Raw genomic sequence first — 12,458 nt, 5'->3', positions numbered from 1 at the left:
CGGCTCTTTTACGTTGACCTCTGTGGTCTTGTGTCTTCAAATCAGATTCAGAGCAGCACGATCCGGTCCGGTTCGATGTTGATTTTTTTTTGTTTGTAGAGGCGGCCCAGGGCTTTTTTGTAGTTGGATTTGCTAGCTCCGAAGGCGGCGGCGATGTATTCGGCCGGGCTTTTGTCCGTCAGGTCGGTGCTTCCGCCGCACTGGGTCAGGTGGGCCAGGATGCGGTCAGCCAGCATATCGAGGCCGGACATGCCGGGGGGCAAGAGGGACAGGTCGATCTTGCCGTCCGGGCGGATGGCCTTGACATAGCCTTTCATGCGCTGTCCGTAGCGCAGCTCGCCGGGGGCGTCGTCCCGGAAGACAAGGCCGAGGTGAGTGTTGTTGATGACGGCCTTGAAGCCGAGCTCCGAGAAGCCGCTGATGAGCAGGTCCACTTCCTGGCCCGGCTTGAATCCCGTTCCATCCTCGTTCAGATAGGAATGCAGCTTGGCCGTGCCTGCCAGACGACCGCTGCGCTCGTCCACATAAACGAGAATGACGTAGGAACGGCCTTCATCCAGCGCCTTGTACTGCTCGCTCGTCGGAACAAAAAGATCCTTGGGCAGGCCCCAGTCCACGAAGACCCCGGACTTGGTCACGGCCACGACCTTCATGAAGGCGCACTGGCCGACTTCGGCCTTGGGTTTTGTCAGGCTGCCTGTGAGCACCGTCTCGGAGTCGCGGTACAAAAAGACGCTCAAACTGTCGCCGACCGCCGTGCCAGCCGGGAGTTCCCGCTTGGGCACAAAAACTTCGCCCAGGTTCTCGCCGTCGAGATAGGCGCCGCCCGTGACCAGCTTCATGACCTTCAGGGTCGCTGTTTTGCCGAATTCAATCATGAAAGTTCCTCCCGCGAGATTTTCGCCAGCCCGCTCAAAAATTTTCGTAACAGCTGATCCCGGCAGTACACGAAATTGCGATGCCCCTGTTTGCGAAAGAGGGCGGAGAGCTCGGGTTTGGAGATCTCCATGCCGCCGGCTTCCAGAATGCGGATCATGTCCGAGTCTTTAAGTTCAAGCGCGATGCGGATCTTGCGCAGGATCAGGTTGTTGTTCAACGTTTCGGCCGTTTCCGGGGCTGTGTCCTGAGCGCCGCGCCTGGATTTGATCAGCCCATCAAGAAATGCGCTCAGCAGCACATCCGGGCAGTCCACGAAACCGGGTTCATCGTCCTTCTTGAGCAAGAGGTCGAGGTCTTCCTGGCTCAGGCCGTGTCCGCCCAGCGTAAAGAGCCGGATGACCCCGGCGTTGTCCAGGTTCAGCGCATAGCGCAATCGGCGCAGAATGTCGTTATTGGTCATCAGTCGAATCCTCTGTGAGAAGCGTCTGGCCTCGCCTACACGGGAAGTTTGCGGCGGTCATCAGAAAAAAAGCTCCACCGCCCGGGAAAAAGCGAGGGCGTGTTTGCTCTTGACCCGTTGTGACGGCATGGTACGTTTGATAGCATGAGTACACGTTCTTGTCTCGACTCCCTTCTATTCCGGGCCGTAGTGAAGCCTTTTTTCGGATTTACGAAGCTTATTGTCGTATTGGTTTTGGTCGGTGTTTTTCTTGTGCCATCCGGCAGCATTTTTGCCGCTCCAAATTCTGTTCAAAAAATCCGCCTGCAGCTTAAATGGCGACATCAGTTCCAGTTTGCCGGGTACTACGCGGCCGTGGCCAAGGGGTATTTCAAGGACGAAGGGCTGCAGGTCGAACTGTTGGAGGGTTCGCCAGGTATTGATCCGACAGCCAAACTGCTGTCCAAAGAAGCCGAGTTCGCAGTGGATTCCCCGGCGATTCTCATCAAACGCCAGCAAGGCAAACCTCTGGTCGCTCTGGCCGCCATTTTTCAGCATTCGCCGAGCGTCATGATGACGCTCAAGGAGTCACGTCTCGATTCTCCGCACGACCTAAGCGGAAAACGTGTCATGATGACCTCCGCAACTGATCCGGAAAACATGGCCATGCTCGTCAGCGAGGGGATTTCCCTGGAGAGCATGACCCAGGTTCCGCATTCCTGGAATATCGAGGATCTCGTGTCCGGGCGGGTTGACGCCATGAGCGCCTATCTGACCAGCGAACCATATCTCATGCAGGAGCGCGGTGTTTCCGTTTCGTTCATCAGGCCCATCAATTACGGAGTGGATTTCTACGGCGATTGCCTGGTCACGACCCAGGATCAGGTCTCAGGGCATCCGGAGCGGGTCGAGGCCTTTCTGCGTGCGGTGCAGCGCGGCTGGCGCTATGCCATGGAAAATCCCGAAGAGATTGCCACGCTCATTCGCGACCAATATTCCACGCAGCTTTCTTTGCAGCATCTTCTCTTTGAAGCCCAGACCATGCGCCGGCTGATCCGCCCGGATTTTGTCGAGATCGGTCATATGAATCCCGAGCGCTGGCAGCATATAGCCGGGCTTTATGTCAAGCTGGGGATGATGGGCCCGGATTATGACCTGTCCGAATTCCTGTATCCCGAATTCAAGCAGCGTCTGCAGGCGGGCAAGGAGCAAGCCATCCGCACGACGTTGATTGCGCTGGGCGTTTTCCTGTTTGTCGGGACCGGGATCACGGCCATGCTTTTCTTTTTCAATACGCGACTCAGCAGACAGGTCCAGGAGCGTACCGCGGCTCTGTCTGCCAGTGAGCGCAGTTTCAGGGCTTTTTTCGAGATGGCAAGCGTAGGCGTTGCGCAGTTTGAGGGCGATACGCGACGTTTTATCAAGGTGAACCGGAAATTTTCCGACCTGATGGGATATTCCGCTGCGGAACTCGGCACGCTTTCTCCCCGCGATCTCGTGCATCCGGATGATTGGCAAGCCTCCGAGGAAGCCATGAAAAGCCTTGTCACAAAAGAGCAGAAGGAAATCACGCTGGAAAAACGCTATGTGCGCAAAGGCGGCGGCGTTTTTTGGGGGTTGGCGACCATCTCCCCCCTGTGGGACCAGGGCGAACATCCTGAATCCTATCTGGCGGTGGTCCGCGACATCACTGTGGCCAAAAAGGCCGAGGAGAAACTGCTGCTGGCCGCCAAGGTCTTTGAGAACACAGTCGAAGGCATTGTGGTCACGAACACTGAAGGAACAATCGAGCAGGTAAACCCCGGGTTCACGGTTATCACTGGGTACTCCGCCGATGAAGCCGTCGGCAGCAATCCGCGCATTCTCAAATCCGACCGACATGCCCAGCATTTCTATCAAGAGATGTGGACCAAGCTGACGCAGGATGGGCACTGGGCCGGAGAAATCTGGAACCGCCGCAAGGACGGCGAATCCTATCCCGAGTGGCTGACCATAAGCGCGGTCAAGAACGAGGCGGGGCAGACCACCAACTACGTCTCCATTTTTCACGACATAACCGAGCTCAAGCGCCAGCAGGACGCGCTGGAATACCAGGCGCAGCACGACGCCCTGACCGGCATGCCCAACCGCATCCTGCTGGGCGACCGGCTGCGCATGGCGCTGGCGCAGCTAGCGCGCAGCGGGGGCAAGCTTGCGCTTCTTTTTTTCGATCTGGATAACTTCAAGACCATCAACGACGGCTTGGGGCACGGCGTCGGCGATGAGTTGCTGGTGGATCTTTCCCGTCGCCTGGAGAGGCTCTTGCGTAGCGGGGACACCCTGGCCCGCTTGGGCGGAGATGAGTTTCTGATTCTACTGCCCGAGATCGAATCGGTCGATGCCGCCAGCCATATCGCGACCCGGATGCTTGATGCCCTGAAAGCGCCGTTTCATCATGGGGATGTCGAATATTTCGTCACGGCCAGCATCGGCCTGACCATCGCCCCCGATGATGGTAACGAGGCGCCGAAACTGATCAAGAACGCGGATATGGCCATGTACCGGGCCAAAAGCATGGGACGCAACAATTACCAGTATTTCACCCCGGAAATGGATGTGGCCGCGCATCGGCGCATTTCCATGGAGTACAAGCTGCGCAAGGCCATCGAGGCGCAGGAGTTTGAACTCTTTTACCAGCCGCTGGTGCATATTCAGAGCGGACACATTCTCGGGGCCGAGGCCCTGATCCGTTGGCGCTGCGAAGGCAAGCTCATTTCCCCGGCGGAGTTCATTCCTCTGGCCGAGGAGTCGGCGCTCATCCTGCCCCTGGGCGACTGGGTTTTGCGGACGGCTGCGCATCAGGCCAAGCTCTGGCAGGATGCCGGGCATGATCTGACCATGTCCGTGAACATCTCCTCTCGTCAGTTTTCCGGAGCGGATTTGGCCGTGACGCTGCGCGAGGTCCTTCTGGATACGGAGTTGCGTCCGGGAAGATTGTATTTCGAGATCACCGAATCCATGCTCATGGGCGATGTGAGCAAGGCCGAGACGACGTTGCTTAATCTGCGTGAAGCAGGAGGAACCTTTTTCCTCGACGACTTCGGAACAGGTTATTCCTCCCTTTCCTATCTGAAGCGCCTGCCCATCGACGGTCTCAAAATCGATCGCTCCTTCATAAAGGATATCACCGATGATTCAGACAGCCGGGCCATTGTCGCGGCCATTGTGTCCATGGCCCGGACCCTCAATCTGCGGATCGTCGCAGAGGGGGTGGAAACACAGGCGCAGCGCGGCTTGCTGGCTTCCATGGGCCCCATCGTGCTGCAGGGATATCTTGCCAGCAGACCGGTTCCCGCGCAGGACTTCGAGGCCCTGTTGTCAAGGGACGCGCTGCTCCCGCCACTCGTGATCTGATCCTGCGGCGTGAGCATCTTCTGAAGACACTGATTGTGGGCGGAACGGGACGACATAGAGCTCGCTCCTGCTTACCCGCGCTGAAGCGGAGTACTATTTATGAGAGCATTTATCCGTATCGGCGCCCAGGCTCTGCTCTATGCCGTGCTGCTGGGGGTGGTCTTCTGGAGTGTGCTGGCCGTATATTACGGTGATCTGCCACAGCTCTGGCGTATTCCAGCTGCAGCGGCGGCAGGAGGATTGCTGCTGGGGACTCTCATGCTGCGCAGGTGGCGAATGCGGCTGGCAGTGTTCAGCCTCGTGTTTTCTGTGTTCCTGCTCTGGTGGTTTGCCCGGGAACCGTCCAACACCAGGAACTGGCAGCCCGATGTCGCCATTCTCCCGCGTGCCGAAATCAAAGGCGACCTGATCACGCTGCGCAATATCCGCAATTGCGAATACACTTCCGAAACCGAGTACACCGTGAGTCATTACGACAAGACGGTGCGCCTCTCAGAGCTCAAGGCCGTGGACCTGTTTCTGGTTTACTGGGGCTCGCCGCTGATTGCCCACACCATGCTCAGCTTTCAATTCGGGGAAAATGATTTCGTCTGCATCTCCATCGAGACCCGTAAGACCGTTGACGAGGAATATTCGGCGCTGCGCGGATTTTTTCGACAGTACGAGCTGATTTACGTGCTGGCCGACGAACGCGATCTGGTCCGCCTGCGCACCAATTACCGCAATGAGGACGTGTATCTGTATCGGCTGGCTTTCAATCCGGATGTGGCGGGGCCTGTTTTTCTCCAGTATCTGCATCAGATGAATGCGCTTTATGAAAGCCCGCAATGGTACAACGCCCTTCTGAGCAATTGCACGACCAGTATTCGTGCAAACGCGCTGACCCATACCCGCGACGCCCGTATCGATTGGCGCATGCTGGTCAACGGGTTTGTGGATGAGATGGCCTACGAGCGAGGCATGCTCGATACCAGAATCCCTTTCGCCGAGCTCAGGAGGCTCAGTCACATCAACTCGCGCGCGCAGGCCCTGGGTGATGATCCGGATTTTTCCTTGCGCATCCGGGACGGGCTCAGGACGCCTGGATAAGCGAAAGCCTTTTGATTCAAAGTTCACGCGACACGTTCAGCAGTGCAAATTCAACCATCCCGGTTCAATTGACAAATCCATTGGGCTCGGTTTTGTGCTCAAAGGCAGTGGACCGGCTCGCCAATCTCACCAATCTCACCAATCTCACCAATTTCATCAATTTTATCAATGACAAAGCCCGGCTTTCGAGCCGGGCTTTGTCGTTGGTTGCGTTCGCGCGAGATGAAGACGTGCTCAGATCTTAAACTTGCCGACCATGGCATTGAGGTCGCGCGCCAGACCGCTCAGGCTCTCGGAGCTGGCCTGGACCGCTTCGGCCGACTGGGCGATATCGCCGGAGGCGGCGTTCACGGAGGCCACTTCCTTGGCGATGTCGCGGGTCACGGTTTCGGCCTGGGACACATTCTCGTTGACTTCCTGCACGCCCAGCGATGCCTGGCCGACGTTGTCGGCTATGTCGCGGGTCGTGACGGACTGCTCCTCGACAGCAGCGGCAATGGTGCCGACGATGGAGTCCACTTCATTGATGACCTGGCTGACCTGCTGAATTTCCGACACGGTGACCCCGGTCGCGCCCTGGATGCCCTGGATTTTGCCCCGGATTTCCTCGGTGGCGCGGGCGGTCTGCATGGCAAGTTCCTTGATCTCGTTGGCGACAACGGCAAATCCGCGTCCGGCCTCGCCGGCCCTGGCGGCCTCAATGGTGGCGTTCAAAGCCAGCAGGTTGGTCTGGGAGGAGATGGCGGTGATGGTCTCGGTGACCTTGTCGATTTCCCGCGCGGCGTGGCCCAGCTCGTCCACCCGGCGCGAAGCTTCCGTGGCCTTGCCGACGGCGTGCCCGGTGATGTCTTTGGCCTTGCTGGCGTTCTGGGATATCTCGGCGATGGTGGCGGTCATTTCTTCGGAGGCTGTGGCCACCGTCCCGATATTGATGGAGAATTCTTCCATGGCCGAGGCCACGGAGTTCATGTTGGAGCTCATCTCTTCCGTGGCCGCGGCCACGTTGGTGGATTTGGCGGTCATGTCGCTGGAGGCACCGCGCAGATTGGTGGCCAGACTCAGCAGCCCGGTCGAGGCCTGGTTGACCTGCGCGGAATTGCCCGCCACCTCGCGGATGATGCCGTGCACCTGTTCCACGAATTTGTTGAACCATTCGGCCAGTTCCTGGGTTTCGGTGCCGGAGGTGTCTTTCAGGCGGGCGGTGAGGTCGCCCTCGCCCTTGGCAATGTCTTTGAGCATGCCGATCATGCGCTGCAGCGGGGTGATGATGGAGCGGATGAGGAAGATGGTCAGGGGCAGAACCAGAAAGGCGAACCCGGCGCCGATAAAGGACAGGGCTATGGTCAGGGATCTGGCGGCCGCGCTCTTGAGATCAGATGCCACTGCGGCCTGGGCTTCGGCGATATTGTCGATGTAGACGCCAGTGCCGATCCACAAATCCGTGCCGGGGATCATCATCGAGTAGGCGATTTTGGGCTGGTCGCCTTTGCCGGGCTTGTCAAAGACGTATTCGACGAATCCGCCTCCAGCATGGGCCTGCTTGCGCAGTTCCTGCACATACAAGAGCCCGTTCACGTCTTTGTTCCCACCGAGATCCTTGCCCTCGACCTCTTTCTTGGTCGGCAGAACCCGGCATGTCGTCTCCTGGTAGACAAAGAAGTAGCCGGACTTGTCCTCCTCGAAACGGATGTCGTTGATGAGTTCGCTGATAAGGGGGATCCGTTCCGTATCACTTGTCATCCCTTTCACGGCCGAACCGAGGCTTGCCGCCATGTTCGAGGTGGCGACCATGATCTTGTCACGCGCGTCGGCGTTCATGATCTGTCCGACCTTGTCGATCATCTGATCCTTGGTTCCATTGGCCTGGTAGACGAAAAAGGCCACTACCGCGCCCATGAAAACAAGCATGATGCCGACCAAAAAGAGTAAACGATTGCGGATTCCGAATCGAATGGCCATGAATTTCCTCCAAAATTATGGTAAATTAAGATTTTTCTTTTACATCACTTGCCACAAACATGGCAAGAATAGGAAAAAAGGGAGTCGCGGGGCGCTCCAAAGCTGCCGAGCCGGGATGCAAAGCGATTCCAGCGATCACCGAAGTGAACGTTAGCGTTCCCACATAAGAAAAGCCCGGCATGTAGCCGGGCTTTTGAATATGGTAAAGAGCGGGGGGGTCAGATTCTGAACTTGCCGACCATGGTGTTCAGGTCGCGGGCCAGGGCGCTCAAACTTTCGGAACTGGTCTGAACCGCCGCGGCCGAATGCGCGATATCCTCGGAGGCGGCGTTCACGGAAGCCACTTCCTTGGCGATGTCGCGGGTCACGGATTCTGCCTGGGACACATTTTCATTCACTTCCTGCACGCCCTGCGAAGCCTGGCCGACGCTGTCCGCGATGTCGCGGGTCGTGACGGACTGCTCCTCGACAGCGGCGGCAATGGTGCCAACAATGATGTCCACTTCATTGATGACCTGGCTGACCTGCTGAATTTCCGACACCGTGATCCCGGTCGCGCCTTGGATACCCTGGATTTTGCCCCGGATTTCTTCGGTGGCGCGGGCGGTCTGCATGGCCAGTTCCTTGATCTCGTTGGCGACAACGGCAAATCCGCGTCCGGCCTCGCCGGCCCGGGCGGCCTCGATGGTGGCGTTCAAAGCCAGCAGGTTGGTCTGGGAGGAGATGGCGGTGATGGTCTCGGTGACCTTGTCGATTTCCCGCGCGGCGCGGCCCAGTTCGTCCACCCGGCGCGAGGCTTCCGTGGCCTTGCCGACAGCATGCCCGGTGATGTCTTTGGCCTTGCTGGCGTTCTGGGATATCTCGGCGATGGTGGCGGTCATTTCTTCGGAGGCTGTGGCCACCGTCCCAATATTGATGGAGAATTCTTCCATGGCCGAGGCCACGGAGTTCATGTTGGAGCTCATCTCTTCCGTGGCCGCGGCCACGTTGGTGGATTTGGCAGTCATGTCGCTGGAGGCACCGCGCAGATTGGTGGCCAGACTCAGCAGCCCGGTCGAGGCCTGGTTGACCTGCGCGGAATTGCCCGCCACCTCGCGGATGATGCCGTGCACCTGTTCCACGAATTTGTTGAACCATTCGGCAAGTTCCTGAGTCTCGGTGCCGGAGGTGTCCCTCAGGCGGGCGGTGAGGTCGCCCTCGCCCTGGGCAATGTCTTTAAGCATGCCGATCATGCGTTGCAGCGGAGTGATGATGGAACGGATGAGGAAGATGGCCAAGGGCAGAACCAGAAAGGCGAACCCGGCGCCGATAAAGGACATGGCTATGGTCAGGGACCTCGCAGCCGCGCTTTCCAGATCCGCTGCGACTTTTGCCTGGGCTTCGGCGATATTGTCGATATAGACGCCGGTGCCGATCCATAAATCAGTGCCCGGGATCATGGTGGAATAACTGACCTTGGGCTGGTTACCTTTCCCTGGCTTGTCGAAAACATATTCGACGAATCCGCCGCCTTTCTTGGCCGTCTCGTTTAATTCGCGGATGAAATACAATCCATTGGGGTCTTTAAGGTCCTTGAGGTCGGTCCCTTCCATGGCCGGGTTCGGAGGCATGACCCTGTTGGTGGTTTCCTGATAGACAAAAATATAGCCCGATTGATCTTTCTCGAAACGAATGCCGTATACAAGATTTTTGATGATGCCTATTTTTTCATCCTGATCGGTGATGTTCTTTATGCTTGCCGCCACGCTGTTGGTTATCGCCTGGGTCAGAACCATGATCTTGTCCTTGGCCTCATCGGTCATGATTATGCCCACGCGATCTATCATCTGTGTTTTGGTGCTCGCTGCCTGGTAGACAAAAAAAGCGACCACGACTCCGATGAAGACAAGCATCACGCCAACCAATAAAAGCAGCCTGTTGCGAATTCCCAAACGTATGCTCATCTCACTGCCTCCGGATAGATTGTCTTGGGTTTGTCATACATTATCATCATCGGGAAGATTTGTGCAAGAGTTTGTATGACAAAAGGAGTGTGCATTATTTCACAGGGTGAGCCTGCATTAAGGTACAGGCTGCTTCGACAGCGGCTGTTGAATTTCGACCTGTGAAGAGAGATGCACAACACCCGGTAGGGAAAGGAGGTGAAGCCCGGGACACGAATCAGGGTTGGGACGAGTGGGGCTGCTTTCGGCGGTACATGGACTGGTCGGCTTTTTTGAGCAGGGATGCGATATCCTGCGGTTCCTGCGGATTGAAGACCGTGCATCCGTGCGTGAGTCCCATGGTGTAAGGGATCGTGCCGGAGTTGTTGAGGGCGTCGATATGGGCGTGCACCTGTCCCCAGATCCGCTGTAGCTCCTCCGGGCCGCATCCGGGAAAGATCAGCACGAACTCATCTCCGCCGACACGATAGATTTCATCACTGGCGCGGATGCAGGCGCGGATGATGGAGACGACTTCCTTCAAATAGGTGTCGCCATGGATATGCCCGTACGTGTCGTTGACCTGCTTGAGCTTGTCCACATCCACGTAGCAGAACATGAATTTTTCATTTTTCTCCGTAGCGATTTTGAGCCGGTGCGGCATTTCCGAATCAAAGGCGCTTCTGGTGCTCGCCCCGGTCAGGGGATCAATGCGCACGGAATGTTCCAGAGCCCGGCGTTTGCGGTGCTGGTGACGGTAAACGAAGACAAAGATGAAAAGCAGCATGGCGATGATCAGCATCAGGACCGTGATTGTCCACACGGCGCGCGTGTAGCGGGATGAGTCTGGGTCATCATTGATGAGAGCGGCTCCTTTGGGAAGCAGACTGAAGTCCAGACCATGCTTTTTCATGGCATCGGCGTCAAAAATGAGCGCGTTGGGACTTTTGGTAATGATGGGCAGGTCTTCGGCCTTTTGCCCGCCAAGGATGCTCCGGGCCAGATTTCCCGCCGCCAATCCCTGGTGGCGGCCGCTGGTGACCATTCCGCCCACGGATCCCGAGCCCAGGTAGAAGTCCCAGAAGGAAAAGACGGGCACGGGGCTGACGTCCACGATTTTTCTGCAGCTCTCTTCGTAGGAATAGGTGTTTCCGTCCCGATCCTGATTGAAGCTCATGAGCAGGATGAAGCTGTCCGGTGGCAGCGAGGGCAGGCGTTCCAGCAGACGGGTCATGGACATGTTCTCGAGCAGTTCGATGTCGAGTCGGTCCGGCAGGAGGTGACGCACTTCTTCAAAGCGGTTGTGGTTGCCGATGCCGGTCGGCGTGGCGTCGTTGATGACATAGAGCTTCGTGGCTTTGGGCAGGAGCCCGGCTGCGGCCTGCACCGTAGCGACGATGTCGTAGGATTCGAGCACGCCCGTAATGCCTTGCGCGGAAAGGGACGCGGGGTCCGCAAGATAGTTCACGCCGCAAAAGACGATGGGCGCGTTGTTGAACAAGGTCTGCCGGTACTGGCGGGCAAAATTGAAGGCGTTGTCGTCGGAGGTCAGCACGACGGAGAAATTGGTGGACTGGTATTTTTCGCGCAGCACGGTGTAGTTGAGGTAGGTGAATTCAGGCTCGGGATGCCGTTTGGTGTCCATGTATTCGACATGCATTTCGAGTTTTGCGGCGTCCGCGCCCAGGCTTTCCCGGATTCCGGCCTGCAGGTCGTCAGTCCACTTGAATCCCGTGTGGTAGGAATGCAGAAGCAGAATTTCGTGCTCCGTATCCGCTTTGGCATTGAAAAATCTGGTATCGGGGGGCAGCCGGTCCGGCGTGATTCCAAATCGTTCCATTTGCCGCATGTCCACTTCAAGCTGGATTCCGTCGTCATAGGTGACGGGAACGTCGGCGGGATTTTTTCCGGACAGGATCTGCCCGGCCATGTTGCCTGCCACCCGGCCCTGTTCGTATGCGTTGGTCAGATATCCGCCGAAAAGCCCATGCCCCATGAGAAAATTCCAGATTCCGTAAACCGGCACGGGGCTGGCCCCGGAAATGGCCGAGATGGCTTCCGTCGCGTCATAGACCTGCCCATCGCGGTCCTGGAAATAGAGCAGAAAAAGAAGTCCCGTTTCCGGTCCAATCTCTTTGACCCTGTCTACCAGGTCCGGCAGCGGCATATCCTCAAGCACCTGCAGAGGCAGGTCCGGCGGGACGGCCTTGCGCAACTCAGCCACGGCGGCATCGCCCGTTGCCGTCTTGTCCGCAATGACCACGAGCTCGCGCATTTGCGGATGCAACCTGCGCATGAGTTTCACGTTCGTGTTCAGGTCCGAGTACTCGCGCACGCCGGTCATGTTTTTGGGCAGCGGGGGCAGGGGGTTGGTGTTCACGCCGCAAAACACGACCGGCGTGTCCGGAAAGATGCGTGCCCCGTGTTCAAGAAAGAAAAAGAAGGCGCTTTCGTCCACCGTGATGACCAGATCGGGGCGCAGGAAAGCGTATTTGAGTTCCATGAATCTGGGTAGGCCGGCGAGATAGGCGGGATCGAGGTTGCGCTTGGTGTCCATGTGCTCGACATGAATGAACACTTCCGGATCGTACTGATGCAGGGTCGCCTCCAGACCGTGCATGATGTCGGAGGACCATTTGTAGTCCGGGTGGTAGGAGTTGAGGATGAGAACCTGTTTGGCCGCAAGGGCGCTTGCCGGGCACAGGGCCAGGATCAAGAGCAGAAGCACGGCCCGGAGCGACGGCAACCGTCCCTCCGGGCGAAGGCGCGAGCAGGAT

The 12,458-nt window shown here is 57.7% G+C and carries 7 protein-coding genes; 2 read left to right on the top strand and 5 right to left on the bottom strand.

What is annotated here, in order from left to right; translation table 11 throughout:
* Window positions 1-47: 47 nt before the first annotated feature.
* Window positions 48-878, bottom strand: a complete 831-nt coding sequence (locus tag DBAC_RS07610) for a CvfB family protein (protein WP_015773699.1) — start codon at window positions 876-878, stop codon at window positions 48-50.
* A complete protein-coding gene (locus tag DBAC_RS07605) occupies window positions 875-1,339 on the bottom strand; it encodes a YehS family protein (protein ID WP_015773698.1) in 465 nt (154 codons plus the stop codon). Before DBAC_RS07605 ends, DBAC_RS07610 begins: the two co-directional genes overlap by 4 nt.
* A gap of 144 nt (window positions 1,340-1,483) precedes the next feature.
* Between DBAC_RS07605 and DBAC_RS19940 the strand changes: the two genes are divergently transcribed.
* Together DBAC_RS19940 and DBAC_RS07595 are read left to right on the top strand one after the other, a co-directional pair.
* Window positions 1,484-4,711, top strand: coding sequence for an EAL domain-containing protein (locus tag DBAC_RS19940; protein ID WP_015773697.1), 3,228 nt, complete (start codon window positions 1,484-1,486; stop codon window positions 4,709-4,711).
* Window positions 4,712-4,810: 99 nt separating this feature from the next.
* Entirely contained in the window at window positions 4,811-5,800 is a 990-nt protein-coding gene (locus tag DBAC_RS07595) for an Lnb N-terminal periplasmic domain-containing protein (RefSeq protein ID WP_015773696.1), read from the top strand.
* A gap of 234 nt (window positions 5,801-6,034) precedes the next feature.
* Here DBAC_RS07595 and DBAC_RS07590 read toward each other — a convergent pair whose 3' ends face one another.
* The 3 genes from DBAC_RS07590 to DBAC_RS07580 form a co-directional block, all read right to left on the bottom strand.
* Window positions 6,035-7,759, bottom strand: coding sequence for a methyl-accepting chemotaxis protein (locus DBAC_RS07590; protein WP_015773695.1), 1,725 nt, complete (start codon window positions 7,757-7,759; stop codon window positions 6,035-6,037).
* Between the two features lie 218 nt (window positions 7,760-7,977).
* Window positions 7,978-9,702: a methyl-accepting chemotaxis protein gene (locus DBAC_RS07585; RefSeq protein WP_015773694.1), complete on the bottom strand. Its 1,725-nt coding sequence runs from the start codon at window positions 9,700-9,702 to the stop codon at window positions 7,978-7,980.
* Between the two features lie 217 nt (window positions 9,703-9,919).
* Complete coding sequence (locus tag DBAC_RS07580; RefSeq protein WP_015773693.1) at window positions 9,920-12,427, bottom strand: ABC transporter substrate binding protein; 2,508 nt, start codon at window positions 12,425-12,427, stop codon at window positions 9,920-9,922.
* Between the last annotated feature and the right edge of the window lie 31 nt (window positions 12,428-12,458).

The sequence above is a fragment of the Desulfomicrobium baculatum DSM 4028 genome (assembly GCF_000023225.1).
Lineage (GTDB): Bacteria > Desulfobacterota > Desulfovibrionia > Desulfovibrionales > Desulfomicrobiaceae > Desulfomicrobium > Desulfomicrobium baculatum.
Note: the sequence above shows the minus strand (reverse complement) of the source record. Positions and strands in the feature narration are given on the sequence as shown.

What these genes read in the sequence shown, in the direction of transcription:
- DBAC_RS07610 (WP_015773699.1), bottom strand. Translation starts at nt 878, where the DNA reads ATGATTGAATTCGGCAAAACAGCGACCCTGAAGGTCATGAAGCTGGTC.
- DBAC_RS07605 (WP_015773698.1), bottom strand. Translation starts at nt 1,339, where the DNA reads ATGACCAATAACGACATTCTGCGCCGATTGCGCTATGCGCTGAACCTG.
- DBAC_RS19940 (WP_015773697.1), top strand. Translation starts at nt 1,484, where the DNA reads ATGAGTACACGTTCTTGTCTCGACTCCCTTCTATTCCGGGCCGTAGTG.
- DBAC_RS07595 (WP_015773696.1), top strand. Translation starts at nt 4,811, where the DNA reads ATGAGAGCATTTATCCGTATCGGCGCCCAGGCTCTGCTCTATGCCGTG.
- DBAC_RS07590 (WP_015773695.1), bottom strand. Translation starts at nt 7,759, where the DNA reads ATGGCCATTCGATTCGGAATCCGCAATCGTTTACTCTTTTTGGTCGGC.
- DBAC_RS07585 (WP_015773694.1), bottom strand. Translation starts at nt 9,702, where the DNA reads ATGAGCATACGTTTGGGAATTCGCAACAGGCTGCTTTTATTGGTTGGC.